The sequence below is a fragment of the Oribacterium sp. C9 genome, from assembly GCF_002007235.1.
GTDB lineage: Bacteria > Bacillota > Clostridia > Lachnospirales > Lachnospiraceae > Oribacterium.
In genome coordinates, this window is the sequence record NZ_MUHW01000001.1 from 16,197 (window position 1) to 42,765 (window position 26,569).

The following is a 26,569-nucleotide window of genomic DNA, read 5'->3' on the forward strand; positions in this document are numbered from 1 at the left end:
TAATAACCTCCGTAATGTTTCACGTGAAACATTACGGAGGTTATTGCTAATAAATATATTGAACACAGTAAGGAAGTATATAAATATATGTGGCTATATAAATAGGAGGAAATGCATGACGGAAACATTTAAAAAAGATATGAATGAGAATTTGGTAAAGACGGGAATATCCTTAAATGATTTACAAATTGAACAGCTGTACAAGTTCTATAATATGCTTATAGAAAAGAATAAAGTGATGAATCTTACAGCCATTACTGAAGAACATGAGGTTATAGTTAAACATTTTATAGACTCCATGAGTATTTATAATAAAGAACTTAATAAAAAAATTATTAATGAATCATTTATGAAAGATAAAAAACTTATTGACGTGGGAACGGGTGCTGGTTTTCCGGGTTTAGTTCTAAAAATTATTTTTCCTGAATTAAATATAGTTTTGTCTGATTCTCTTCAGAAAAGATTGAATTTTATAAATGAAGTAATAAATGAATTAGGTTTAACTAAAATTGAAGTAGTCCATGGAAGAGCAGAGGATCTTGCTCATGATCCAATGTATAGAGAAAAATTTGATTTTTCAACGTCAAGAGCAGTTGCTAATATGTCTACACTAACCGAATATGATTTGCCTTTTGTAAAGTTAGGCGGGTATTTTATAGCATATAAATCAGGAAAGATAGAAGAGGAGTTAAAGCAAGCAGAAAAAGCTATAGGCTTATTAGGAGGAGAAGTTGAAAGTAAAGTGAATTTTGTATTAACAGATGGAGAATCCGAAAGATCAATAATCTTTATTAAGAAGACAAAGAAGACACCTAAATCATATCCAAGAAAAGCCGGTACACCTTCAAAATCACCGTTATAAGTATTTAAAGAAGACTTATCATATATAAGTCTTCTTTTTTTGTGTCTTGTTAAATTGACACTATAAGAACAATGAAGTAAAATATCGTTGCTTTTATAATTATCTGTTTATAAAAATACTATTCTGATGTTTCACGTGAAACATTCTCACATTTTAAATCACAAATTATGTAAAAATATATTATATTAGAGATAATATATATAATAAGTAGGCGGCTTTACATGAAAATATTGTAAAGCTAAGGCGAAGTATCATTTCATGAGTAAGTATTAAATTGGGAGAGCTATGGGGAGAATAATTGCAATCACAAATCAAAAGGGTGGTGTGGGAAAAACTACAACTGCTATAAACCTGGCAGCTACACTTGCTGAGGCAAATCAGAGAATACTATTAGTAGACTTTGATCCCCAGGGTAATGCTACAAGTGGTTTTGGAATCGAAAGAGAAGATGTGGAGCATACCATTTATGGAGCACTTACAGGTGAGTGTGATATAGATGAAGCAATTCTTGTAGATGTAAATGAAAATCTTGATCTGATACCTGCAGATATGAATTTAGCTGCTGTGGAAGTTGAATTTGTTGATCAGGACAATAAGAATCAAATATTAAAATCACTTCTTTCTAAGTGCATCTCAAGATATGATTATATACTAATTGATTGTCCACCAAGTTTGGGAACCATTACCGTAAATGCTCTTAGTACAGCTGATTCGGTAATTATACCTATACAGTGTGAGTATTATGCATTGGAAGGTTTGAATCAGGTTTTGAACACAATATCTATAGTAAAACAAGGACTAAATCCGGAATTGGTAATTGAAGGTATAGTGTTCACAATGTATGACAGTAGAAACAAGTTATCACAACAGGTAGTTGAAACTGTACGTCAAAACTTTGATGGAAGTATCTATGATACATTAATACCAAGAAATGTACGACTGGCAGAAGCGCCAAGCCATGGATTGCCCATAACATTATATGATTCATCTTCAAGTGGAGCGGATAGTTATAGGAAATTAGCGGCAGAATTAATGAGTAAGGGAGATGTAATATATGGCTAAGCAAGAAAGGGGCCTGGGAAAGGGCCTTAATGCAATATTCGGTAATACAGTAGGTGCAGATTTAAAGAAAGAAAAAAATTTTAAAACAGTTGCAGAAACTTTAGCTGATAGCAGACAGGAAAATATTCATACGTCAGTAGGAAGCAGTCACTTCACAGAATACGAAGATCATTCAGTAGAGATTGCCGAAGAAATAAATGAAGATAGTACATCTCCAAAAAAGAATAGTGAGTCAAGGGTAGAGACAGAAGACTTAAATATTGAAGGTAACGGTTCCGTATTAATTAAATTAAGTAGAATACAACCGGATAAAAATCAGCCAAGAAAAGATTTTGATGAGACAAAACTTCAGGAACTGGCAGATTCTATCAGAGAATATGGAGTAATCTCACCTATTGTAGTAAAGGAAAATGGAGCATTTTACGATATCGTTGCAGGAGAAAGAAGATGGAGAGCTGCACGCCTCGCCGGATTAACTGAGATACCGGTGGTTATCAAAAATGTGGATGAAAAAACCAGTCGTGAAATGTCCATCATTGAGAATATTCAAAGAGATGACTTGAATCCTGTAGAAGAAGCATTAGCTTACCAGTCATTGATTGATGATTATGGCCTCACTCAGGAAGAAGTGGCTTCAAGGGTATCTAAAAACAGAACGACTATAACAAATAGTTTGCGTCTTTTGAAGCTGGATGAAGAGCTTTTGGATATGCTTAGAGAAGGTCTCATTACTCAGGGACATGCAAGAGCACTGCTTGCGATAGAAGATTCTGAACTCAGAAGGAAGATAGCTCTGAGATGTGCGAAAGAAAATTTATCAGTTCGTGAGATAGAGAATCTGGTGAGACAGGATAAATTATCTAAAGAAAAGAAGAGTAACGGTGCATCTCCGGAAGCGGATGAATTGAAAAGACTTAAGATTATATATAAAGATCTCGAAAATAAGCTTAAGAATAGTTTGGGTACTAAAGTATCTATCGTACCGAAAAACAAAGATAAGGGAAAATTGGAAATAGAGTACTATTCACAGGATGAATTGGATCGCATTTATATGATTCTTAATTCGATCAGAAATCAGTAAATCAGGAGAAAATATAGAATGTTTGATAGTGAATTAATCCTACTTGCGATGGCTGCATCAGGGCTTATAGTGGGATTCATATCGCTGATTATTTCAGTTAATGCCAATGCAAGATATAAAAAACTATACCGGCAATATGATTACTTCATGAGAGGTAGAGATGCTGAGACACTTGAGGATTATATAGTTGATATACAAGAGCATGTTGAAGCATTGGAAAAGGAAGATGTAAAGAATAAAGAGGTAATGAGAATTCTGAATAAGAATATCAGGGCTTCTTTTCAAAAATTCGGTCTTATAAAATATAATGCGTTTGGAGGAATGGGCGGAAACATGTCATTTGCTCTTGCATTATTAGACTATACAAATACGGGCATCGTAATTAATTCTGTACATTCAAGAGAAGGCTGCTTCTTATATATAAAAGATGTAGATGCAGGAACAACAGAAGTAGAGCTAGGTTCTGAAGAAAGACTGGCTTTGGAACAAGCGTTGGGTTATAGAGAGAAAGATCAAAAGTGAAAAAGCAGACAATAAATAAAATAAAACGATTTTCAATTATGAGCGGCATATTTATTGCTGCTCTTCTTATTTATTTTTTTATATCATATTCATCTATGGAGCATTCAAATGAAGTGTACAGTTCCATGGAAGAGCCCAAATTACCTGTAATGTTTGTAAAAGAGAATGAATATATGATAAATCCGATGCATGCATATATTCAGGAAATGGGTAACAATACCGAAAGAGACATGATCACTGTTCTTCCGGAGGACCGTAAGCTGGAACTGATAGTTCAGGAATACGATAATATGGTTATGTCGGTTCAGTATGAGATAAGATCTCTGGATCTGAGTCATTTAATTGAAAATGGGACAGTAACGGAGATAGACAGATCAAATGGAAATACGAATATAGTATTGCCGATACAGAATCTGATAAAAAAGGATCAGGAGTATATACTGAAAATAACATTAGACACCGGTGAGAAGTCTTTAAATTACTATACAAGAATATTATGGACGGATCATGATTATACTAAGGATATGGTAAAGCTGGCATTGAGCTTCACATCGTGTACCTTTGACAAGAATGAGGCAAGAGCTATAGCATCATATCTGGAAACATCAGAAATAGCAGATAACTCAACACTTGCGCACCTGAATCTTCATAACAACTTTAATCAGATAACCTGGGGAAACACAGGAATGAAAATATCAGGTCAGTATTATATGACCTTAAAAGAATTTGATGGAGTAATGAGCGAGATTCAGATTTCGTATGAATCAAAGATGACGAATGAGAATGGTGAGGATAAATATTTCTTAAATGAAGATAATTATGTACTGAGATATGATCCGAGCAGAATATATATCATGAATTTTGATAGAAAAACACATGAAATATATGATGGTAATGTTGGAAGCTATGCAAATAAAAAGCTTATTCTTGGAGTCGGAAATGAAGAGGACATAGAATTAGCAAGATCCGAAAATGATCAATTCATAGCATTTAAATCAAACCAGGAGCTATGGCTGTTTGAGCAGGAAAAGGATGCACGTGTTATTAATCTTTTCAGTTACAGATCAAAAACAAATGATGTAAGGGATAATTACGATCAACATGATACAAAAATCCTTTCAATTGATAATGATGGTAATGTTGACTTTATAGTATATGGATATCTAAACAGAGGAAGACATGAGGGTAAGTGCGGAATAGTTTACTACACTTACGACAGTTCGAGTGAGACAGTAGTAGAAAACTTCTTTATAGCTTTACCTCAGTCGTTTGAAAGAATTAAAGAAGATATGGAGAAGCTGTCTTATCTCTCCAAAGACAGAATGTTGTATATCTATTACGAAGGAAATATATATGGAATAGACACAAGCAGCTTTGAAGTAATTACAATAGTTTCAGGATTAGAAGAAACAGAGCTTATAAGTTCAGCTACGAATCGATATGTTGCCTATCAGGATGCAGAGGCTGCAGATATGTATCATTCAAAAAAAATAACCTTACTTGATCTGGAAACCAATAAGGCTGTTGATATTACGAAAAGTTCATCATATAAAAGAGTCCTTGGATTTAATCAGGATGATCTGATATATGGAATAATAGAGCCAGAAATGGCAGAAAACTACACTCAGGATCATGATATACCGATTTCAGAGATACATATTTTAGGACCGGATTCTGAGGAGAAAACAAATTATTCAAAAGAAGGACTTTATTTTACAAATGTATCAGTGAATGGTATAAGAATACAATTTGATAAAATATCAGTTGGATCAGGAGGAGAATATAGATCAGCCGGAAGTGAGACGATAATATCAAATAAAAAGAATAGTGAAGCAGTTGAAGGTTTATCAACCTATAACAATAATATATTGGGAAAGGTATGGTACATCAACGTTAAAGATAATAATAAATCTTTAAAGAGCTATGCCCCGAAAAAGTTCTCAGTAGAGCGTGCTTCAACTATAGATCTGAATATAACAAAGCAGGAAAAAAATATTCCATTGTTCTATGCATATTCTCTTGGACATTATAGAGGTAAGACACTTAATCTAAGACAGGCGTATGAACTTGTATATGACGATTATGGTTATGTAACAAATGAAAATGGAGAGATAGTTTGGAATAGAGCAGATAAGAGCACGATAGTAAGGCTTCAAAAATATAATGAGAAGATGAATGATATATTACCTCTTCTTAATGAACTCGGAACTATAAATGAATATCAGGATTATATAATTCTTAATGCTTCAGGAATGGACATGAATTCTGCGTTATACTATCTAAATAAAGGATATCCGCTTTTGGTTTACTTAGGAAATGATCTGAATCTGGTAACAGCATATGATCAATTCAATATTACATTGGTAAACCAGGAATCACAAATTGAAAGTATCATAGGAAGAGAAGATGCAGAAAATCTTTTTGAAGAGAACAATAATCATTTTATAGCTGTGATACCAAGATAAAAAAGAAGAACATCGATACTAAACTAATACAGTTAGTATCGATGTTCTTTTTTATAATGTAAAAATCAATCAGTACAATGATCGATCAAAAGATCAGATAATAAAGCGAATTGATCTAAGGACAATGCTTCACCACGAATAGTCTCGCTCAAATTCATATGCTGAAGTGCGGTAAGCGTAGCATCCTTAGGAACAGCTGCACCGGAAAACAGTGAATTAAGAAGAGTTTTTCTTCTTTGGCCAAATGCAGCCTTGATCAATTTAAACATCCAGAGATCATTTTCTACATTAACCGGCGGAACACTGTGACGACTCAAACGTATGACTGCGGATCCTACATTAGGACGAGGAATAAAACAATTAGGTGGAACCAACTGAACTATAACCGGATCAGAATAATACTGAACAGCTAATGAAAGAGCACCGTAGTCCTTTGTTCCTGGACCTGACTGCATACGATCAGCTACCTCTTTCTGTACCATAACAGTAATGGAGTAAAGAGGTGCACTACTCTCAAATAATCCCATAATTATAGGAGTAGTGATGTAATAAGGAAGATTTGCAACAACCTTAATGGGTTTACCGTTATTATAGGTTTTAATTAATTCATTTAAATCCAGTTTCAAAACATCTGAATGAATAATTGTAACATTGGAATAGTCCTTCAAAGTCTCATGTAAGATCGGAATAAGGTTAGCATCGATCTCTACAGCAATAACATGCCCTGCAGCCTCTGCAAGAGCCTGAGTCATAGTACCTATTCCGGGACCGATCTCAAGCACACAGTCTTCTTTGGTTATATCGGAACTGGTAATGATATTAGAAAGAACGGATTCGTCAATTAAAAAGTTCTGTCCAAATCTTTTTTGAAATTTAAAGTCATTGCTCTGGATGACTTTGATTGTTTCCTGTGGGTTAATTAATTTACTCATAGACCTCTAAAAAAGAAATAATACTAATTGGGTTTTCTGGTTATGACATTTGAGACGCATAAACGCATCTTCAACAAAAAAGGTTTAAATCTGAATAAACCTTCAGTTATGTTAGCAAAAGATTCCTGAGTTGCAACAACTTTATCACAGAAAGTCAGAAGATAACCTAACCTTGATGTTGGAATACAGGTTGAAAGAGGAAACATATGACTCCAAATTGCCTTCTTTTCAACATAAGAAAGATAGAAACCTTCCAGCTCAGAATTGATTACAGCATCTTCAGGATGATAAAAACAGTACCAACGACCGTTATGAACATCCTTATCATCTTTATGATAATCAACAAGACAGAAATCATGAAGAAGCCCGACTTTTGAAGCAGATTCTGAATCAACATAAATGAACTTTGCAAGATCGGTTGCCATCATAGCAACACGAACAGAATGATCAAATGTGTTGGTGCTTCCATGTCTGGGAACAGACTTGAGCTTCAAATATGTATCATTATGAGTAATATGTTTATGCTTTTCAGCAAATAATAATTCTTTATCTGATAGTGTCATAATAAATCCTAAAGAAAAAAACAACGGTCTTAAAGCATCAGAAGACCGAATTTAATCTGTAAATTTGTAAATTTAACAATTCAAGAATATTCAATATCTAACAAGCAATAAGAATATAAAACAAGAAAAAGATGAATTCAATTGTATTGAGTAGTTTTCTCAAAATATTTAGAAAATAGCACAAAAAAAGGAGTTTTTAAAAAGTTATGTAATAGAGAAAAGAAAAAAATATTAAATATTTTTAAAAATCAAGAGGAAATATTTAGATTTCTTAGAAATCTTGTATATTGATACGAAAATAGAATATGTCTAAACTAGTCAGGGTCAAAGTGGATTATAAAAGCCAGGAAAAAAGTCATTTAGTAAGTATCCTGCAATCCATTTTGAAAACAGAGATTTAATGAAACAGGAGAAGAACAACTAGTTAAAGATTATATATGAAAAAAATCATTAAAAATCATAAAGCAATTGCTATTAAGCTTGAAACAATTTTGGCTGTTACTTTGGTCTTTTTATCAGCCCTGATCATGTTTAGTGTCAAATGGCTATTGGCAACCTGGTCTGAGCTTACAGTAGATGAAATAATATACCATATGGTAGCGCCTCTACAGGGAACAAGCACAGCAATGTTGAAAGAATATATTCTGCACTGTTCCATACCGGCGTTTTTAGTCTCCATGATTGTAATGGCGATGTTTATGATATTCAGAAAGAAAAGAGCTTACGGTTATGCTCTCATGATTTCGTTCGCAGGTGCATTTTTTACAACAGGTTTTACAGTAGCGAATGCCTGGGATGATCTCGACATCGGAAATTATCTCGTCTCACAATTTGAAACTTCAGATTTTATAGATCAAAATTATGTAGATCCAAAGGATGTAAAGCTTGAATTTCCTGAGAAGAAAAAGAACCTGATTTATCTGTATCTTGAATCTACAGAGGTTACATTTGCAGACCAAAAATCTGGAGGAGCATTTAGGGAGAATGTTATTCCCGAGCTCACAAGTATAGCATTGGAAAATGAAGATTTTTCCGGAGAAGATGACAAGCTGAACGGTGGATATGCTATGCCGGGAGCAACATGGACAATGGGAGCTCTGTTTGCACAGACTTCAGGACTTCCATTGAAGATTTCGATAGATAAAAATGCAATGGATTCTCAGAGCTCATTTTTTCCTGAGATAGTCACGCTGGGAGATATACTTCATAAAGAAGGTTATAATCAAGAATTCTTATTAGGATCAGTTGGATACTTTGGTGGAAGAAAGCTGTATTTTAAGAGTCATGGAAACTATGAGATAAAAGACTACAGCTATTGGAAAAATCAGCACAAATTTGACCCTTCATATTGGGTCAATTGGGGATTTGAAGATAAAAAGCTTTATGAATATGCCAAGGAAGAGCTTACTAAGCTTTCAAAAAAACCGGAGCCTTTTAATCTGACTCTTCTTACTGTAGATACACATTTCCCTGATGGATATGTCTGCGAGATATGTCAGGACAAGTTTGATGATCAGTATGCTAATGTCTATAACTGTGCATCAAGACAGGTAAAAGAGTTTGTTGATTGGTGTAAGACACAGGATTGGTTTGATGATACAACTATAGTAATAAGCGGAGATCATCCTACCATGGATCATGATTTCTGTAATAATGTTCCAATGGAGTATGAAAGAACTGTATATACAGCATATATCAATTCTAAAGCAGAAACAGAGATAAAAGAGAGAAGAGATTATACGACCTTTGATGATTTTCCTACAACTCTCGCGGCAATGGGAGTTAAAATCGAAGGTGACAGACTGGGACTTGGAACAAATCTGTTTTCCGGTGAAAGAACTCTATCCGAAAAGTATGGAAGAGAGTTTGAAAAAGGCGAACTGGAAAAGAAATCAAAGCTGATGATAAAGTTTGGACAGATCGATAAAAATGCAGCATTCGAGTCCAAGGAAGCAAAAGAATTAAAAGAAAAAGAAAAAAAGGCCAAAATCGAAGCTGAAACGAAAAATGCGAGCACCAATTGAAAAGGTGCTCGCATTTTTAATTGTAGTTGATGATGAAATCTACCGCATCGTTTATACCATTATCGAGAATATGAGGACAAATATAGTCAGCTACATCTTTACACTCCTGTTTAGCATTGCCCATGGCGATACCCAGACCACAATGCTTAAGCATATCTACGTCATTCCAACCGTCACCGATCGCAGCACATTCAGATAAGGAAAATCCATAATGCTTAAGTATGGCATCTATTCCGGAGACCTTGGTAATCCCTTTTTTTGTAAGATCAAAGCTGAGACCATCAGACCATCTTACAAGTTGACAATCCGGGATTTGATCCTCAAGTTTCTTTGATTCTTCAAGATTCATAACAGGTATAAGCATAAAAACAGGATTATATAAAGCTCGTGAAGTATCCATTACAGGAGGCTCAGCGGATTTAATGTCATGAAGTACCTCCATTAAGTCATCGGTGATGACATTGGCATAAATGAGTCTTTCCTCCTCAAAAAGGCAGGAAAAGGAGTTCTGATTACAAATATCAAGTACAGTTTTTACATCATAAGGTGGTATCTCTATTTTCTGAACACAGGTGCCATTTAAAGGATCAAAATAGCAGATAGGTTTTTTTGCCTGTGAAGAGTCAAATATGAATTCTTTGTGATGAAGTAAATGTTCATGATGTTCAACTGCCTCATCAACAACATCTCTATCGAGAACATAACAGTATTCACCGTCTAACGTTACAAAAGCATCAAAGCGCATGCCTTCGATAAGATTTTCATTTTTAATCTCCATCCAATGTCTACCGGTAGCAATAGCAGTGATAATACCTGCATCATGAGCTTTTTTAACCGCTTCCTGTGTGGATTTCGGAATAGTACCAGTTTCAAAGGGCCTGAGAGTACCGTCTATATCAAAAAAAATAATCTTGATCATATAATAAAGTCCAAATAGTAGTTCAAAGTAAAATTGTTAATAATTACAGCCAAAACAAATCTTTTGGCAAAGAATCTGTAGTATGATATCATCGATTTACTGAAAATAAAAGTATAAAGAAAAGCCTACAGGGGTAACAACATGAAGGAAAACAAGCTCTATACATTGGTTACATCAGATACAGCCGTAATATACTGGTATAAACCGGACGAAATGTCAGATGAACTTAGTTATACAGTTTATCTGGATGGCAAGGAATGTGGCAAAACAGATAAAACACATTACACAATAAAAAAACTTAAATCTAATCGTAAGTATAGAGTTAAGGTTGAATACACAGTAAACAGGAAATCAGCTAAGGCATTTAAAATTGACAAGATATCCTTTGTCACTTCCAAAGAAAAGAAAATCATAGATATTACCAAAGAACCATATAATGCTGTAGGAGATGGTAAAACCATGAATACCAAGGCATTTCAGATGGCCATAGATGAGGCTGGTTCAAAGGATCAGCTATACATTCCTGCCGGAGTCTATCTGTCTGGGGCTCTGCATCTTCATGGAAACATTGACATATTCCTTGAAAAGGATGCGGTCATTAAAGGAACAGATAATCCCAGAGATTATCTTCCAAAGATCCCAAGCAGATTTGAAGGTATAGAAATGATGTGTTATTCAAGCCTCATCAACATGGGAACAATGGATCATTCGACAGATATTAACTGTGAAAATGTAATAATACACGGAAAGGGAACTATCGAGAGTGGTGGAAAAAAACTTGCCGAAAAGATAATTGAAGAAGAAAGAAAACATCTCGACACAAATGGAATTATCCTTAGTGAGTATGAGAAGGAAGAAACATTACCCGGAAGAGCCAGACCAAGACTTATAAATATATCAAACTCAAAAAATGTAAGACTATCCGGATTGAATTTAAAGGATGGCGCATCCTGGAATGTTCACATGATATACAGCCAGGATGTTATAACGGATCATTGTAATTTTTATTCAGAGGATGTATGGAATGGGGATGGCTGGGATCCGGATTCAAGTCATGACTGTACCATATTCGCATGTAAATTTAATACCGGTGATGATGCTATAGCTATAAAAGCAGGAAAGAATCCTGAGGGAAATGATATTAATATACCTGCAAAAAATATCAATATATTTGACTGTGTCAGTGAGTTCGGTCATGGAATAGTCATAGGTTCAGAGATTTCAGGTGGGATAGAAAATGTTAACATCTGGGATTGTGATATGACTGAAAGCTCTAATGGTCTGGAAATAAAGGCTACGAGAAAAAGAGGTGGATATGTTAGAAACATAAACATACGAGATTCCAAGTTCTCGAGAGTACTGATGCATTCAGTAAATTATAATGATGACGGAAAAGCTGCAAAGGATAAACCTACATTCTCCGATTGCAGGTTCAGAAATGTAAAGCTCAGTGGAAAATATCTTGATGAGGATAAAAAGAAAATCAGTTGCAATGCGGTAGAAATAATCGGTTTTGATGAAGCGGAGCTGATAACAAATGTAAATTTTGATCAGATCAAAATTCATAACAAGTCAAACATAGTTATTCAGAATTGTACTAACGTAAGCCTGAACAATATAAGTACTATAGTTTAGAAAGCCCATATAATCTTTATTTTACGGAAACGATGCCTGATTAATATCAGGCATCGTTTTTCAGGATATAATCCCTTTTTTTACAACATGATCGCCAAATTTAAGTCTTAGGGTTTTGGACAGCTCGTCAATCTTTTGCTTTTTCATCATACGCTTTTTTGACAAAAGCTTTTCTTTCTCCAATGAGGCAGAGTGTTTAATGAGATCATCAAAAGTCATCTGTCTGTATTCTCCATGATCGAAATTGGTGGTTGAAATGCACATAAGTCTGATCTTATAACCCATGCCGAACAGACCTGTCTGAGAGGAGGGTAAGGAAAAATCACGATTTGTAGTGTCGATCCTGGTATCTGAAGTTCTCGCTGAATCGGAACCATATGTAGCATCTAAGGCGGTAGAAGGTTCAGAAGAAATATTTGAAGCAGGATCCGGATTAAAACCTAATAAAAGTTCATACATCAAGTCCAAAGCCGCATCATATATTACTTCTGTATCATTTGTCGAATCGGAAAACTTTCTTTGTATAGAGCGACGTTTGAAATCATCAGTTTTAACCGTAAAGCCAATAGTACCTGCAAATAAACCATGCTTTTTCAAGCGACGTGAAACCTGTTCTGCAAGCTTTCTAAGAATTTTAGTCCCCTCTGTTTCCAGATTACTGATATCTATATCCTGAGATGTAGTTAACTCATTTGAGATACTTTTTGCTTCTTCAACATGCTCCGAAACTGAACTGTAGCTGTTGCCATTGGCAGCATTATAGATATAAAGTCCTGAGTTTTCACCCAGAACGGCTGTCAGAATATCAGGATCCATCACTGCTGCCTCACCGATGGTATGTATACCTATCTTTTCAAGCTTCAAAGCAGTTTTACCACCACAACCAAAAAGAGAGCCTATAGGCTGCTTCCACATCTTTTCGGCGATCTCGGATGGATAGAGAGTGTGGATCTTATCGGGCTTTTCAAGATCAGATCCCATTTTAGCCAGTAATTTGTTAAGTGAAATGCCTACATTAACCGTGAAACCCAAGGTGTCTCTTATCTCATCTTTGATCAGAACTGCAGCATTTAAAGGAAAAGGCAGTAATTTTAGCAGTTCAGTTCTCTGTGCACAACCACTGTTTAAAATGTGGATAAGTGTTTCAAGTTTCTCTGAATCAGAGTACTTATAACATGTCTCATAAAGAGGTTCTTTAGTATCATCCTGAGTAGAAAAGGAAAATCTGAATTCATCAAGTAAGGTGAAATTTTTCAAAAGTTGAATAAGCTGAGAGCATTCTAATGATGAAAGTGGACCGATAGTCTCATCACGGTCATGTAAAGTACCATCTACAATCTGCTGAAAGATCAGGGATTTTATAGATTGTTCCATACCTGTAAGATCTAGAAAAGCTTCATCGATGGAAACCTGTTCCACTACAGGTGAATATTTCCTCAAAATATCTATAAACGCCTCTGAATACATTCTGTACGTGGTAAAGTCAGATTGTGCCAAAACAAGATCAGGACATAATTCCATGGCCTTTACAACAGGCATAGCGGTTTTAATGCCGTAATTTCCGGCGGGAATAGATTTGGCAGTAATTATTCCATGACGTGTTTCGGTATCACCGCCAATAGCCGAAGGTATAGAACGTAAATCAATGGAGCCAGGATCATCCTTAAGTCGTTTTACGGCGGTCCAACTCAGAAAGGCAGAATTAACATCTATATGAAATATGGTTTTCATACTATAGGGAGTCCTTAAATCAAATATAAACGGTTTTATCAATATTAATATAGCACAAAAATTCAAAAAGCAAACATATATTTGCGTAAAAAACATAGACTTAATTTGTTAAAAATTAGATTATTTTAGTGACTTTAATTATTAATAGTGTATAATAAAACCCGGATAAGCTTGCGAGTAGTTCATCCAAAATGTGGAGTAAAGAGGATTACGAGAACTCTTTTTTCCATAAAACTGGCAGATATTCAAAGAGAAAGAGGTAGAAGCAGAATGGCAAAGATTGATTTAACGAAGTATGGCATTACTGGAACAACAGAAATTGTTTACAATCCTTCATACGAAGATCTTTACAAGGAAGAGAAGAAGGCTGGCCTTGAGGGATTTGAGGTTGGACATGATACAGAGCTCGGAGCGGTAGATGTATTCACAGGTATCTATACAGGACGTTCTCCTAAAGATAAGTACATCGTTATGGACGAGAACTCAAAGGACACTGTTTGGTGGACAACTGATGAATATAAGAACGATAACCACCCGATGACAGAGGAAACATGGGCAGTTGTTAAGGATCTTGCAAAGAAGGAGCTCAGCGGTAAGAGACTTTTTGTAGTTGATGCATTCTGCGGAGCTAACAAAGATACACGTATGGCTGTTCGTTTCATCATGGAGGTTGCTTGGCAGGCTCATTTTGTAAAGAACATGTTCATCAAGCCTACAGCTGAAGAAGAGGCTTCTTTTGAGCCTGATTTCGTTGTTTATACAGCTTCAAAGGCTAAGGTTGAGAACTATAAGGAACTCGGACTTAATTCTGAGACATGTGTAGCTTTCAATGTTACAAGTAAGGAGCAGGTAATTCTCAACACATGGTATGGTGGAGAGATGAAGAAGGGTATGTTCTCTATGATGAACTATTTCCTTCCACTTAAGGGTATGGCTTCAATGCACTGTTCAGCAAATACAGATATGAACGGTGAGCATACAGCCATTTTCTTTGGTCTTTCAGGAACAGGAAAGACAACACTTTCAACAGATCCTAAGAGACTTCTTATCGGTGATGATGAGCACGGCTGGGATGATAACGGAGTATTTAACCTCGAGGGTGGATGCTACGCAAAGGTAATCAATCTTGATGCTGAGGCTGAGCCTGATATTTATAATGCTATCAAGAGAAACGCTCTTCTTGAGAATGTTACTGTTGATGAGAACGGTAAGCTTGATTTCGCTGATAAGAGCGTTACAGAGAATACACGTGTTTCATATCCTATCGATTTCATCGAGAAGAATGTTAAGAAGGTAAATCCTGTATCTGCAGGTCCACAGGCTGATAATGTTATCTTCCTTTCAGCAGATGCATTCGGAGTACTTCCTCCTGTATCTATTCTTACACCGGAGCAGACACAGTACTATTTCCTTTCAGGATTTACAGCAAAGCTTGCAGGTACAGAGCGTGGAATCACTGAGCCTACACCTACATTCTCAGCTTGCTTCGGTCAGGCATTCCTTGAGCTTCATCCAACAAAGTATGCTCAGGAGCTTGTAAAGAAGATGCAGAAGTCAGGGGCTAAGGCATATCTTGTAAATACAGGATGGAACGGTACCGGAAAGAGAATTTCTATCAAGGATACACGTGGAATCATAGATGCAATCCTTAACGGTGATGTTCTCAAGGCTCCAACAAAGAAGATCCCTTATTTTGATTTCGAAGTTCCAACAGAGCTTCCTGGTGTAGATACAGGTATCCTTGATCCTCGTGATACATATGCAAATGCTTCAGAGTGGGAAGAGAAGGCAAAGGATCTTGCTGAGAGATTCCAGAAGAACTTCGTAAAGTATCAGGGAAATGAAGACGGAAAGGCACTTGTTGCTGCCGGTCCTAAGCTTTGATGCTTAAAATATAAAATTGTTCATATGAAAGAGGTGGATGTGTATCCACCTCTTTTTTTGTAAAAAAATATGCAAAATTGCGCAATTATGACCTGAGAATTATTGTATTATTTATAAATTAAATGATACAATAGCAAAAAGGAAATACGTGAAGAGCATATTATATGGTCAAAAAATAAAGCATTGGATTTTTCAAGTGGTTATGAGTGTAGAGGTTCATGATTATAAATGGACATGATAGTATAGTGAACTCAAAAATCAGAAGGATCGCTTTATATGTGTTTTAAGGGAGGGGAGAATATGGCCGATATAAAAGATGCAGAGAGATCCAGAACAAGTATCAAAGAAAAACTTTCAAATCCTGAAACAGGATTTGAGTACGCCTTATCATTGGTATCGGGAAAATTTAAAATGCCCATACTATACACTTTGTCAGTATATCCTACAGTAAGATTCAATGAGTTACAGAGATATATTCATGATATATCCTATAAAACATTAAGCAGAAATTTAAAGGAATTGGAGTGTGCAGGGCTTATCAACCGTAAGGAATATCCGCAGATACCACCAAAGGTTGAATATTCTCTTACTTAGGCCGGTCAGTCTATAATAATTATACTTGATGAGTTTTCAGCCTGGGGTGAGCATCACATGGCTAAGCTGAAAAAAGCCCAATAAAGATTATATTGATGTGAAATATGTGGAGGAAACCGTTAAATAAGCGGATATTTGGAATGGTTCGTATTTTATTTGTATGTCACGGCAATATCTGCAGATCTGTATCTGCAGAGTATATCATGAAGCATTTGATAGAGGATAAGTCTTTATCAGATGTGGATATCTTTATTGATTCGGCAGCTACTTCTCTTGAAGAGATAGGTAATCAGATTTATCTTCCAATGAGAAAGACTCTGGAAGCCCATAAGATTCCCATTGGTGATCATCGTGCAAGAAGAATAGATAAGTCAGAGTATGATGACTTTGATCTGATCATAGCTATGGATGATGAGAATATGTATAACCTGAATCGTTTATTCAATGGAGATCCATCCGGAAAGGTCCATTATCTAATGGAGTATACTGATACACCGGATGCCATTATAGAGGATCCATGGTATACACGAAGGTTTGAGAATGTTTACAAGAGCATACTTAAGGGTTGTACCGGACTGTTGGAAAAGATAAACACCAATCAGATTTAGCTTTTAGATGCCGGTGTTTCGAAAATATATTTTCTGAAGTAAAAGTGCTGTTCGGACAGAAAGATAAGCTTTACATTAAAACCGGAGAGAATAAAAATAAAGTCATCTCACTGTTTTTATGTTTAGATTCCAGTAGAAAAGCTGAAATCCAGACAAAAACAGTGAGATGACTTTTATTTTATAATCTGAATTCTGAAAAATTTGATTAACCAGTAAAAATATCATTCAGACATAGCATCTTTTATTGCAGCAAGAAGGTCATTATATTCCTCGAAAGCAGGAAGTTCAGGGTAATCGGCCTTGATCTTTTCGGTACTGCGGAAAAGAAAACCGGCCTTTGATGCCTGAATCATACCGAGGTCATTATAACTGTCACCGGAAGCGATAGTTTCATATCCAATTGACTGAAGAGCCTTAACAGTGGTGAGCTTGGATTTCTCACAGCGCATCTTAAATCCTGTAATCTCACCGCTTGGCGCAACTTCCAAAGTATTGCAGAAAAGTGTTGGGTTACCGAGTTTTTTCATAAGAGGTGATGCGAACTGCTCAAATGTATCGGAAATCAGTATCACCTGAGAGAAGGAGCGAAGCTCATCAAGAAACTCCTTTGCACCCGGAAACGGATCAATAGTAGCTATGACATCCTGAATCTCTTTAAGTCCGAGACCATGATCCTTAAGGATACCAAGTCTCCAGTTCATAAGCTTATTATAGTCAGGTTCATCTCTAGTCGTTTTCTTTAATTCGGGAATACCGCTTGCCTTTGAAAAAGCAATCCAGATCTCAGGAACCAATACACCTTCAACATCCAAGCATGTAATATACATATTATCTCCATTCTTCCGACATAAGGGTCGGCATAGACATTAGTGAAAACAGAAGTATACTGTTCACTCTTACTTAACATGATTATTTAAAAATCAGTTTAAATGATACTAATATAATATTTTAAACAATAGGGTTTATGTAATAATAAATTATTATGACTCACATAAAGCATGCTTCAGACGTTGAATCTTAGGTAGTTTACTGTCTATCCAGGTATAGAGATTTTTTCTGACTTCATCTTTATTAGTTTCCCATATCATTTCATGACGCTTTCCGGGATATATGCGCAAGCTTACATCATGGCCTGTTCCATGCAGCCATGCGTAAACAGTAGCAGGACCTTTTCCATACTCACCGACCGGATCTGCACCACCTGCAAAAATATAGATAGGGATGATGGGAACAGTCATAGCCCATTTATCCTCGCGTATAGAAATGAGACCTTTCAACATTTCATAATATGAACCTATAGTAAATTCGGTTCCTAAAGGATCAGATAAATGCTGTTCACATATCTCAGGAACAGAACAGCACCATGCAGCAGCATTAACAGGATTCACTATATCGCGGTTAAAAAGATCAGACATGAACTTACCGTACTTAGTGGCAGGAGTCGTAGATCCGCTTATTTTCATATCAGCAGATACAACTCCGAGGGCTGAATAAAGTGAATAGTTAAAACCTGCTGTGCCGCTTAAAATCAAAGCGTCTACATCTGCTGGAAACCTGGTCACATATGAACGAGAAAGAAAGGAACCCATGGAGTGTCCGAAAAGAAGAACCGGAAGATCAGGAAACCACTTTTTTACTTTTAGAACCAAACGTCTAACATCATGAAGCATATAGTTCCAACCGTTCTTTTCACCAATACTGCCTGAATGATTCTGTGACTTACCATGACCCTGGAGATCCAGCATGGCTACAGTATATCCGAGAGATGTCAGCTCTGAAGTCCATTCAAGATATCGTCCACTGTGACTCTGCATACCATGAACGATGACCATGACAGCCTTTTGCTTCAGCTTTTCGTTTCTGTACAGACAATTATAAATTTTTCCATCACCATTTGCAGATGGAGAATACCATTCTCGCTTTTCCATAGTAGTTATTTCAATTAACATTTCGAAAAGAGATGATAATTGAACCGAAATAAACGGCTCCTTTCCTTATAGAAATAAAATAGCAGCTGATAGATCTTAAAATAACCTTCAGTAACAGGAATGAACAGATACAAGGTTATAAAAGAAATATAGAAGCATAGCTTATACATATAGTGATTCTATCATTGAAGAGTAATGCTTTCAACAAATGCTTATGGGATAGGAGCTATCATGAATCCACTTAACAAAGTTCGAAAGATGTTTTAAAATTCAGGTGAATTTTTCACAGATTAGCCATAATGGAGAGGTAAAACAATGAAAAGTATACTGTACATAAATAAAAAGGATAAGAATAAGATCATAAAGGTAAAGTCAGTTGCTTTTTTAAATCGGATCAGGATAGAAAGTACAGATGAAGGAGAAGCCTCTTTGTTACCGGATGACGCGGAGATGCTTATTATGAAAGGAATGGCAAGAAATGAAATGGAAAAATTCTTGTCTGACCTCAGAAAAAAGAGTATAAGCATAGCTTTAAAATGTGTTGAGACTGAAACAAACAGAGACTGGTCACTGCAGAAACTGTACGAAGAAATAAAAAAAGAACACGAGAGTATTGAAAAAATAAGGACTGATTGAATTATTACTTTCAGTTTGATAAACTTGAACCCGTGAAAATTCCAGTCTGTGGATGAAGGAGTATTATGTCAGATAATTTTTTTGAGGTTGTTGATAAAGATGGCAACCCGGTTGACCCTGATAAGGATGATAACAAGAACCTTGAAGAAAACAAAAATGGCATCAAAGGTTCAGAATCCGTGAAGTCAGGAAGTGAAACAGAAATAGAAATAGAAAAGGATTCCGTTAATTCAGAGAAAAAACAGGAAATGTCTGTGAAAAATCCTGTTTTAGCAGAAATTATAGACTGGATTAAAGTACTTTCTATTGCGGCAGTACTTGCATTCTGTATCAATAATTTCATTATTGCCAATTCAACTATACCTACCGGTTCCATGGAAACAACAATTATGCCCGGTGCGAGAGTTTTTGGTTCAAGACTTGCCTATACATTTGGTGAAGTTCAGAGAGATGATATAGCCATTTTTAAGTATGGATATACCTGCAAGAATGATAAGCAGATGTACAGAGAGAATGATGAACATGCATGTCCTCTGTGCGGCAGAGAAGATAAGAAAAACTCAGTTGTCTACTATGTAAAGAGAGTCATCGGTATGCCGGGAGATCACATTGAGATAAAGCAGACAGGAACGGCAGATGCATCTGAATTTCATAACATTAATATAGGACTTAATCCGGATGGAACTACACCTGAGGTTCCTGTTGGAACAGTATATGTAAACGGTGTGGCAAAGGAAGAGGTGTATCTGTCTGAACCGATGATTGTTGATGGCAGACAGTTTCCGGAAGTAGATGTTGTAGTTCCGGAAAACAGTTATTATGTTTTAGGCGATAACAGAAACAATTCCATGGATGCCCGTTATTGGGGAAAATATAACATGGTTGCCAGAGACAGAATGGTTGCCAAGGTATATGTAAAGTACTGGCCGTTAAATGACATCGGAGTAGTAAAGTGACGGAATGACCTGATGAAAGGGGAGCGGCATTTGCCGGTCCTTTTTCACATTTTATACACATAAAGTGGTTAGAATCCCATAAGACACAGTCTCAATGGATCAGATCACTAGGTGAGGTTATCATAACAAACAGAGAGGAAAAAAAGTATGGCAAAAACTGAAGGTCAGAAGCTTGAGGAAAAGCTCTGCTATAAGATCAAAAACATTGGTATGGAAAAGCCTGAAGAGGTAGAAAAGGCCATTGAGTTTTGCGAAGGATACAAGAAGTATCTTGATAATGCAAAAATCGAAAGAGAAGCTGTAAATTATTCTATCAAGATGGCAGAAGAGCGCGGTTATGTGCCGTTTGAAAGAAGTAAAAAATATAAGACAGGTGATAAGATCTATTTTAACAATCGTGGGAAGAATATCATTCTGACGACATTTGGAAGAAGACCACTTATAGATGGCGTGCACTTCAACATCGCCCATATCGATTCTCCGCGTCTTGATTTAAAGCCAAATCCGCTTTATGAGAAAGATGAAATAGCATATTTCAAGACCCATTACTATGGCGGTATCAAAAAATATCAGTGGGGTGTTACACCTCTTGCAATGCATGGACGTGTTATGCTTAAGGATGGTACAGCGATCGATCTTAACATCGGTGAGAATGAGGGAGATCCTGTTTTTGTAGTATCAGATCTTCTGCCGCATCTTTCACAGCAGCAGAATCAGAGAAAGCTTGCTGATGGATTAAAAGGTGAGGAACTGAACATTATACTTGGATCCACACCTATTGCAGATAAGGAAGTTAAGAAGGCTTTTAAGCTTAAGGTCCTTTCTATACTGAATGAAAAGTATGGAATGGTGGAAGAGGATTTCTTACGAGCTGAGATCACGATGGTACCTGCCCAGCATGCTGTTGATGTGGGACTTGACCGTTCTCTCGTGGGTGCATACGGGCAGGATGATAAGGTATGTGCATATACAGCGCTTATGGCTGAGCTGGAGTGCAAGGAGCCGGAGTATACAACAGTTACTGTCCTCGTGGACAAGGAGGAGATAGGTTCTGTAGGTGTAACAGGTATGGCAGGAGACATGCTGCTTCACTATATGGAGGATCTTGTAGAGGCTGAGGGAGAAAGAGTAAGGGATGTTCTCAGGAATTCAATATGTCTTTCCGCAGATGTAAATGCAGCCTTCGATCCTACTTTCCCTGATGTGTTTGAGCCTAATAATGCTTCTTATCTTAACAGAGGACCTGTACTTACAAAGTACACAGGCTCAAGAGGAAAATCCGGTTCAAATGATGCATCAGCCGAGACTATGCATAAGGTCATAAAGTACATGGAGTCTGATGATGTCATGTGGCAGATCGGAGAGCTTGGAAAGGTAGATGCAGGCGGAGGCGGAACCATCGCCATGTTCATCGCCAACATGGATGTAGATACAGTAGATCTTGGTGTTCCGGTACTGTCTATGCATGCACCTTTCGAGATAACTTCAAAGTTGGACGTTTACTACACATATAAAGCATTTGCAGCATTTAATAAGTAATTGCTGAAGGATGCACATTATATAAATTTCATTATTGAGGAGATAATTATGAAAAAGAATAAGATGGTTCTTGCTGCAGCTGCAGTTCTTACAGCGGCATCTCTTGCAGCATGTGGATCAGGAAAAACAAGTGAAGCAAAAGAGACAACTGCTGCCTCATCAGCTACATCAAGTGAGATTCCTGCAGAAGATCCTGCTATAGCAGAGCTTGAAAAAATAGTTGTACCTGATATGCCTAAGCTTAAGGATATGGGCTATATGAAGATGGTGGATCTTAAGGATATTACTGTAGAGGTTTCACCAAAGACAGTGGTAGATGATGCAATGGTCGACTCACAGATCAGCAGCCTCATGTCATCATATAAGGATGAAGTTGATGAAGCTGCAAAAGAAGGTGATACTGTAACGATAGATTTCGTAGGAACAGTTGATGGTGAAGAATTTCAGGGAGGTTCAAGTAAGAACTATGATTTGACTCTTGGCTCAGGTCAGTTTATCAACGGTTTTGAAGATCAGCTCATAGGTTCCAAGAAGGGTGATAAGGTAACTGTTAATGTTACATTCCCGGAGAACTATGGAAATGAGAAGCTTAATGGAAAACCTGCAGTATTTGAGGTAACAGTAAATAAGGTATCAAGAACAGCAGAACTTTCAGATGAGTGGCTTTCCAAGCATGGTTCAGATCTCGAAACAGATGCTAAGACTGTAGCTGATTTCAGAGAGGAACAGAGAGCACTGCTTCAGTCACAGGCTGACTATTCATTCAACAGCAGTGTACAGGCAGATGCATTACAGCAGATTGCAGATAAATCAGAGATCGGAATCACAACAGAGATGAAGGACTATGCAGAAGCATATGTTATCAGATCTGAAATAGACAATGCATCTCGTTATGGCTATGGTCTTTCCGATATGCTGAAGATGTACGGAATGACACTTGATGAGTTTAAGGAAGAGATGGGTGAATTTGCATCTGATTATGCTAAGCAGAGGATCATTGTAGCAACCCTTGCTGAAGAACAGGGAATTACAGCTACTGATGAGCTTATAGATAAGCTTGCTGATAAATTAAGCGGCCTTTATGGAAAGAAGCTTAATAAGATACAGCTCATAGAGCAGTTTGGTGGTGATCTCGTTAAGGAGGAAGCTGTAAATGATGCGGTTCTTGAGTACATCCAGAGCTGTGTTAAGGTAGTTGAAAAGGAACAGATTGAGACTGAAGCTGAAACCGAAGAGGAAACAGAGGAAGAGATCGAGGATGTTGCAGACCGTGGCGGTGAAGGCGGTTACAAGACTAAGAAAGTAACAAGCGTTTACGAGCCGGTATCAACAGAGGCGGCAACAGAAGCTGCTGAGAGTGAAAGCGCAGCAAAGTGATTTTAAAAAAAACAGATCATTCTTAATGGATGAAAGGTCGTTTTACAGACAATTTCTAAATGAGATTGTAACGTAAAACGACTTTTTTATTGACATCAGCACTTTACCATGGTAGAGTGTTGAATTATAAAAGATAAATCAGATCGAAAGAGTAATGGATATCCTTGATACATAGCATCTTAGTGGACAGTATCCTGCAGATATTCCTTACGGAGGAGGATGAATTATGAGAAAGAAACTTACATGTATGGTTGCTGGATTGATGGTTATCAGTTCACTTGCGGCATGTGGATCAAAAAGTACAGCACCGGCTGAGACGACAAAGGCAGCTGAGACAAAGGCTGAGACTACAGCGGCAGAAACTAATGAAGAGACAACAGCATCAGAAGAAAAGACAGCTGGTGCATTAGAAACAGCCACAGGAAAGTTTACAGTAGGCTTCGATCAGGAGTTTCCGCCAATGGGATTTGTTGGTGATAACGGAGAGTACACAGGCTTTGACCTTGCACTTGCTGAAGAAGCTGCTAAGCGTTTAGGTCTTGAGTTTGTTCCGCAGCCTATAAACTGGGATGCTAAGGACATGGAACTTGAGTCCGGAAACATTGACTGTATCTGGAATGGTTTTACTATGCAGGGACGTGAAGATGCCTACACATGGGTGGGACCGTATATGGCAAACAATCAGGTTTTTGTAGTAAACGGAGATTCAGATATAGCAACAAAGGAAGATCTGAGCGGTAAGGCAGTAGAGGTTCAGAAGGACAGCTCAGGCTTAAATGCCATCAATGATAATGCAGAACTTCTTGGATCATTTGCATCTCTTACAGAGGTGGCTGATTATAATACTGCACTTATGGATCTTGAATCAGGAGCTTGTGATGCTGTTTGTATGGACAGTATCGTTGCAGGATATCAGATCAAGTCTTCAGGCAAGAATATGAAGATACTTGATGATACACTTGCAGCTGAAGAATATGGAATAGGATTCAAAAAGGGTGATGATGCACTTGCAGCAGCAGTTAAGGATGTTCTTCTTGAGATGGTAGCTGACGGTACAGTTGAAAAGATCTCAAACGAGTGGTTTGGGTCAAATGTTTTTACATTGAAGTAATTTATAAGCTAAAAGCCTCTTCGTCTTTGAACGAAGAGGCTTTTTATTTATGAGAACAATCTTACATGTGCATAGGACCTGCCCTTTTTTGTGACATTACCCATACCATCAAAAATGAATTTTCCGTATCCACGAACAGATACTCTTTCATCAGGCTTTAAATTATAACCTGGATCAATGACTGTCCTGCCGTTAACATAAACATTTTCAGCTTTTATGATGTCCTGAGTCTTTCCACGGGAAATGTGAAATACCATGGCGATGATGGCATCAACACGTTCTGATGCAACGGAACCTGAAATATCAGTGAATCTAGGCTCGATGTAACACTCAGAGGCTGATACTATATCGCATCGGACGGATGTATGCCTGACTCTGCTGAGTTCAGATGCTATCACTTCTGCAATATCCGAAAGAACGAACACAAAAGCATCGGATTCCTCCACAAGGATGTCACCTATCTGATCTCTCTCTATCCCCATATTCATGAGCGCACCCAAAAAATCACGATGAGAAAGTTTATCCGCAAATTTATGATTTAATGGTTCGATATGAAGACATGTGATGATATCACCGTTTTTTTCTTCTGAACTTATAAAATCAGCTTCGGAAATATAGCTTGGAAGAAAGCATAGAACATTTCTGTCAGATTCTGAATGTCCGCCGTAAATTAGATATCTGCATCCGTTATATATATTTGACTGTCGAGAGCCTCCTTTGTTTCTCATCATAGAATGGAAATATGCCAAATCACCGGCAGAGAGAAAATGCGTATGGGTCAGATAGTCGTTGTTATAAGCTCTCTCAGAAAGATCATTTATACGTCCTTCCAGCAGATTGTCGTGCTCCATATTTATTGTAGATACTCCTTATATCTTTTTATCATCTCCTGATTCAGATCCGCTTTAATGTGTATTCCATCTTCCTCGTATTTGGTAGAGAGAACTCTTGATCTTTCCTGAAGATCATGTTCTATTACTCCCTTATCGTATGGGATGATAAGATCCATGGTTATGAAACCGGAGAACAGTTTTTCATCAATTTTCTCAAGTAAAGCTTCGAGCCCGAGTCCTTTTTCTGCAGATATATATATCTTATCGCCACGTATTATGGGAAGCTCTGAGACAGGATACCTTCGGTCGGACTTGTTCATGACATATAAAACCGGTATATGTCCGGCATCCAGATCTTTCAATGTCTTTGCCGTAACATCCATGTGCATCTGATAGTTTTCGTCAGAATAATCAATCACATCAAGTATAAGGTCAGCATTAACAGCTTCTTCAAGAGTTGACCGGAAAGCATCAACCAGATCATGCGGGAGATGATTGATGAAACCTACGGTATCAGACAAAAGGAAAGCACGGTGATCAGTAGGAGTGATTTTTCTGACTGTAGTGTCAAGAGTGGCAAACAGCATGTCCTTGACCATAACTTCTTTTTCTTCGTCAGGACAATAGGTACTGAGCATCTTATTGAGAAGTGTGGATTTACCGGCATTGGTATAGCCCACAAGCGCTACCTGAGGAATAGAAGATGATTGGCGCTTTTTACGCTGTGTTTCACGATTCTTGGCGATTTCGCGAAGCTGTTTCCTGAGCTCAGACATCTGCTTCTCGATATGTCTTCTGTCCAGCTCGATCTGAGTCTCACCGGATCCTTTGTTTGACATAGAGCCGCCTGTACCACCCTGTCTGCTGAGATTCTGGCGTAAGCCTACCAGTCTTGGGAGCATATACTGAAGCTTTGCATAGTCTACCTGCATTTTTGCTTCCATGGATCTGGCTCTATCTGCAAAAATATTAAGGATGAGATTTGTACGGTCAATGACCTCTACTTCCAGATCATGTGCGAGATTGGCAAGCTGGGAAGGAGATAGCTGGTTGTTTACTATAACAAGATCAGCCTCCATTTCCCAAACTACAGCCTTTAGTTCCTGTACTTTACCGGAGCCTATATAATAGGCAGAATCCTGAGAGTCAAGATTTTGCGTAATGTCAGCAACGACCATAAGGTTCTCTGCTTCTGCAAGACCCTCCAGTTCCTTCATGGACACTTCAAAATCAGGGTCATTCTTAAGACATGCACCAACAAGTACAGCCTTTCGTCTATTATCTTTTATTTCGTTTTCAAACATATA

At 37.2% G+C, this 26,569-nt stretch carries 22 protein-coding genes and 1 pseudogene; 15 read left to right on the top strand and 8 right to left on the bottom strand.

Annotation, left to right across the window (positions count from 1 at the left end):
• Positions 1-115 precede the first annotated feature (115 nt).
• From rsmG to BXO88_RS00090, 5 genes are all read left to right on the top strand, one after another.
• On the top strand, positions 116-862 hold the full coding sequence (gene rsmG, locus BXO88_RS00070) for a 16S rRNA (guanine(527)-N(7))-methyltransferase RsmG (RefSeq protein ID WP_078035766.1): 747 nt from the start codon (positions 116-118) through the stop codon (positions 860-862).
• A 285-nt stretch (positions 863-1,147) separates the two neighbouring features.
• Positions 1,148-1,924 (top strand): ParA family protein, encoded by a 777-nt coding sequence (locus BXO88_RS00075; protein ID WP_078035767.1) that lies wholly within the window; start codon positions 1,148-1,150, stop codon positions 1,922-1,924.
• Positions 1,917-3,005, top strand: a complete 1,089-nt coding sequence (locus BXO88_RS00080) for a ParB/RepB/Spo0J family partition protein (RefSeq protein ID WP_078035768.1) — start codon at positions 1,917-1,919, stop codon at positions 3,003-3,005. The genes BXO88_RS00075 and BXO88_RS00080 overlap by 8 nt, the downstream gene beginning before the upstream one ends.
• 18 nt (positions 3,006-3,023) lie before the next feature.
• Positions 3,024-3,527, top strand: coding sequence for a DUF4446 family protein (locus BXO88_RS00085; protein WP_078035769.1), 504 nt, complete (start codon positions 3,024-3,026; stop codon positions 3,525-3,527).
• Positions 3,524-5,992, top strand: coding sequence for a hypothetical protein (locus BXO88_RS00090; protein ID WP_139355459.1), 2,469 nt, complete (start codon positions 3,524-3,526; stop codon positions 5,990-5,992). The genes BXO88_RS00085 and BXO88_RS00090 overlap by 4 nt, the downstream gene beginning before the upstream one ends.
• A 65-nt stretch (positions 5,993-6,057) precedes the next feature.
• Here BXO88_RS00090 and rsmA read toward each other — a convergent pair whose 3' ends face one another.
• Together rsmA and BXO88_RS00100 are read right to left on the bottom strand one after the other, a co-directional pair.
• Complete coding sequence (rsmA, locus tag BXO88_RS00095) at positions 6,058-6,924, bottom strand: 16S rRNA (adenine(1518)-N(6)/adenine(1519)-N(6))-dimethyltransferase RsmA (protein WP_078035771.1); 867 nt, start codon at positions 6,922-6,924, stop codon at positions 6,058-6,060.
• 23 nt (positions 6,925-6,947) lie between these two features.
• Positions 6,948-7,487 carry an HD domain-containing protein gene (locus BXO88_RS00100; RefSeq protein WP_078035772.1) on the bottom strand — a complete coding sequence of 180 codons (540 nt, stop codon included), beginning with the start codon at positions 7,485-7,487 and terminating at the stop codon, positions 6,948-6,950.
• A gap of 698 nt (positions 7,488-8,185) precedes the next feature.
• Here BXO88_RS00100 and BXO88_RS00105 point away from each other — a divergent pair.
• Positions 8,186-9,511 carry an LTA synthase family protein gene (locus BXO88_RS00105; protein ID WP_242945114.1) on the top strand — a complete coding sequence of 442 codons (1,326 nt, stop codon included), beginning with the start codon at positions 8,186-8,188 and terminating at the stop codon, positions 9,509-9,511.
• A 16-nt stretch (positions 9,512-9,527) separates the two neighbouring features.
• Here the strand turns inward: BXO88_RS00105 and BXO88_RS00110 are convergent, their stop codons facing one another.
• Complete coding sequence (locus BXO88_RS00110; RefSeq protein ID WP_078035774.1) at positions 9,528-10,430, bottom strand: Cof-type HAD-IIB family hydrolase; 903 nt, start codon at positions 10,428-10,430, stop codon at positions 9,528-9,530.
• A gap of 141 nt (positions 10,431-10,571) precedes the next feature.
• On the opposite strand from BXO88_RS00110, the gene BXO88_RS00115 reads away from it, so the two are divergent.
• Positions 10,572-12,065 carry a glycosyl hydrolase family 28 protein gene (locus BXO88_RS00115; protein WP_078035775.1) on the top strand — a complete coding sequence of 498 codons (1,494 nt, stop codon included), beginning with the start codon at positions 10,572-10,574 and terminating at the stop codon, positions 12,063-12,065.
• A gap of 60 nt (positions 12,066-12,125) precedes the next feature.
• Here the strand turns inward: BXO88_RS00115 and BXO88_RS00120 are convergent, their stop codons facing one another.
• Positions 12,126-13,892, bottom strand: coding sequence for a DNA polymerase Y family protein (locus tag BXO88_RS00120; protein ID WP_078035776.1), 1,767 nt, complete (start codon positions 13,890-13,892; stop codon positions 12,126-12,128).
• Between the two features lie 174 nt (positions 13,893-14,066).
• Here BXO88_RS00120 and pckA point away from each other — a divergent pair, with 174 nt between their 5' ends.
• The 3 genes and pseudogenes from pckA to BXO88_RS00135 all read left to right on the top strand — a co-directional run bounded on the left by pckA (position 14,067) and on the right by BXO88_RS00135 (position 16,882).
• On the top strand, positions 14,067-15,680 hold the full coding sequence (gene pckA, locus BXO88_RS00125) for a phosphoenolpyruvate carboxykinase (ATP) (RefSeq protein WP_078035777.1): 1,614 nt from the start codon (positions 14,067-14,069) through the stop codon (positions 15,678-15,680).
• Positions 15,681-15,980: 300 nt separating this feature from the next.
• A pseudogene (locus BXO88_RS00130) lies at positions 15,981-16,271 on the top strand (winged helix-turn-helix transcriptional regulator); the annotation flags it as partial.
• A 143-nt stretch (positions 16,272-16,414) separates the two neighbouring features.
• The gene (locus tag BXO88_RS00135) at positions 16,415-16,882 is read left to right on the top strand and encodes a low molecular weight protein-tyrosine-phosphatase (protein ID WP_078035779.1); all 468 of its coding nucleotides are present in this window, start codon (positions 16,415-16,417) and stop codon (positions 16,880-16,882) included.
• A 221-nt stretch (positions 16,883-17,103) separates the two neighbouring features.
• Here the strand turns inward: BXO88_RS00135 and thrH are convergent, their stop codons facing one another.
• Both thrH and BXO88_RS00145 read right to left on the bottom strand, forming a co-directional pair.
• Positions 17,104-17,709 carry a bifunctional phosphoserine phosphatase/homoserine phosphotransferase ThrH gene (thrH, locus tag BXO88_RS00140; RefSeq protein WP_078035780.1) on the bottom strand — a complete coding sequence of 202 codons (606 nt, stop codon included), beginning with the start codon at positions 17,707-17,709 and terminating at the stop codon, positions 17,104-17,106.
• Positions 17,710-17,862: 153 nt separating this feature from the next.
• Positions 17,863-18,810, bottom strand: a complete 948-nt coding sequence (locus tag BXO88_RS00145; protein ID WP_168171577.1) for an alpha/beta fold hydrolase — start codon at positions 18,808-18,810, stop codon at positions 17,863-17,865.
• Positions 18,811-19,125: 315 nt separating this feature from the next.
• On the opposite strand from BXO88_RS00145, the gene BXO88_RS00150 reads away from it, so the two are divergent.
• The 5 genes from BXO88_RS00150 (at position 19,126) to BXO88_RS00170 (ending at position 24,429) form a co-directional block, all read left to right on the top strand.
• Positions 19,126-19,446 carry a DUF3783 domain-containing protein gene (locus BXO88_RS00150; RefSeq protein ID WP_078035782.1) on the top strand — a complete coding sequence of 107 codons (321 nt, stop codon included), beginning with the start codon at positions 19,126-19,128 and terminating at the stop codon, positions 19,444-19,446.
• A 65-nt stretch (positions 19,447-19,511) separates the two neighbouring features.
• Positions 19,512-20,402, top strand: a complete 891-nt coding sequence (gene lepB, locus BXO88_RS00155) for a signal peptidase I (RefSeq protein WP_330395028.1) — start codon at positions 19,512-19,514, stop codon at positions 20,400-20,402.
• A gap of 147 nt (positions 20,403-20,549) precedes the next feature.
• Positions 20,550-21,941 (top strand): aminopeptidase, encoded by a 1,392-nt coding sequence (locus tag BXO88_RS00160; protein ID WP_078035783.1) that lies wholly within the window; start codon positions 20,550-20,552, stop codon positions 21,939-21,941.
• Between the two features lie 48 nt (positions 21,942-21,989).
• Positions 21,990-23,318, top strand: a complete 1,329-nt coding sequence (gene tig, locus BXO88_RS00165; RefSeq protein WP_078035784.1) for a trigger factor — start codon at positions 21,990-21,992, stop codon at positions 23,316-23,318.
• 226 nt (positions 23,319-23,544) lie between these two features.
• The gene (locus BXO88_RS00170; RefSeq protein ID WP_078035785.1) at positions 23,545-24,429 is read left to right on the top strand and encodes an amino acid ABC transporter substrate-binding protein; all 885 of its coding nucleotides are present in this window, start codon (positions 23,545-23,547) and stop codon (positions 24,427-24,429) included.
• Between the two features lie 47 nt (positions 24,430-24,476).
• On the opposite strand, the gene BXO88_RS00175 is transcribed toward BXO88_RS00170, so the two are convergent.
• Positions 24,477-25,280: a YlmH/Sll1252 family protein gene (locus BXO88_RS00175; protein WP_078035786.1), complete on the bottom strand. Its 804-nt coding sequence runs from the start codon at positions 25,278-25,280 to the stop codon at positions 24,477-24,479.
• Between the two features lie 2 nt (positions 25,281-25,282).
• Entirely contained in the window at positions 25,283-26,566 is a 1,284-nt protein-coding gene (gene hflX / locus BXO88_RS00180; RefSeq protein WP_078035988.1) for a GTPase HflX, read from the bottom strand.
• Positions 26,567-26,569 lie beyond the last annotated feature (3 nt).

Coding starts and splice junctions, on each gene's coding strand:
- BXO88_RS00175 (WP_078035786.1), bottom strand. CDS start 25,280: ATGGAGCACGACAATCTGCTGGAAGGACGTATAAATGATCTTTCTGAG.
- BXO88_RS00120 (WP_078035776.1), bottom strand. CDS start 13,892: ATGTTTTTTACGCAAATATATGTTTGCTTTTTGAATTTTTGTGCTATA.
- BXO88_RS00105 (WP_242945114.1), top strand. CDS start 8,186: ATGATATTCAGAAAGAAAAGAGCTTACGGTTATGCTCTCATGATTTCG.
- BXO88_RS00170 (WP_078035785.1), top strand. CDS start 23,545: ATGAGAAAGAAACTTACATGTATGGTTGCTGGATTGATGGTTATCAGT.
- BXO88_RS00075 (WP_078035767.1), top strand. CDS start 1,148: ATGGGGAGAATAATTGCAATCACAAATCAAAAGGGTGGTGTGGGAAAA.
- rsmA (WP_078035771.1), bottom strand. CDS start 6,924: ATGAGTAAATTAATTAACCCACAGGAAACAATCAAAGTCATCCAGAGC.
- BXO88_RS00080 (WP_078035768.1), top strand. CDS start 1,917: ATGGCTAAGCAAGAAAGGGGCCTGGGAAAGGGCCTTAATGCAATATTC.
- BXO88_RS00160 (WP_078035783.1), top strand. CDS start 20,550: ATGGCAAAAACTGAAGGTCAGAAGCTTGAGGAAAAGCTCTGCTATAAG.
- BXO88_RS00145 (WP_168171577.1), bottom strand. CDS start 18,810: ATGGAAAAGCGAGAATGGTATTCTCCATCTGCAAATGGTGATGGAAAA.
- rsmG (WP_078035766.1), top strand. CDS start 116: ATGACGGAAACATTTAAAAAAGATATGAATGAGAATTTGGTAAAGACG.
- hflX (WP_078035988.1), bottom strand. CDS start 26,566: ATGTTTGAAAACGAAATAAAAGATAATAGACGAAAGGCTGTACTTGTT.
- BXO88_RS00100 (WP_078035772.1), bottom strand. CDS start 7,487: ATGACACTATCAGATAAAGAATTATTATTTGCTGAAAAGCATAAACAT.
- BXO88_RS00115 (WP_078035775.1), top strand. CDS start 10,572: ATGAAGGAAAACAAGCTCTATACATTGGTTACATCAGATACAGCCGTA.
- pckA (WP_078035777.1), top strand. CDS start 14,067: ATGGCAAAGATTGATTTAACGAAGTATGGCATTACTGGAACAACAGAA.
- tig (WP_078035784.1), top strand. CDS start 21,990: ATGAAAAAGAATAAGATGGTTCTTGCTGCAGCTGCAGTTCTTACAGCG.
- thrH (WP_078035780.1), bottom strand. CDS start 17,709: ATGTATATTACATGCTTGGATGTTGAAGGTGTATTGGTTCCTGAGATC.
- BXO88_RS00085 (WP_078035769.1), top strand. CDS start 3,024: ATGTTTGATAGTGAATTAATCCTACTTGCGATGGCTGCATCAGGGCTT.
- BXO88_RS00110 (WP_078035774.1), bottom strand. CDS start 10,430: ATGATCAAGATTATTTTTTTTGATATAGACGGTACTCTCAGGCCCTTT.
- lepB (WP_330395028.1), top strand. CDS start 19,512: ATGTCAGATAATTTTTTTGAGGTTGTTGATAAAGATGGCAACCCGGTT.
- BXO88_RS00135 (WP_078035779.1), top strand. CDS start 16,415: ATGGTTCGTATTTTATTTGTATGTCACGGCAATATCTGCAGATCTGTA.
- BXO88_RS00150 (WP_078035782.1), top strand. CDS start 19,126: ATGAAAAGTATACTGTACATAAATAAAAAGGATAAGAATAAGATCATA.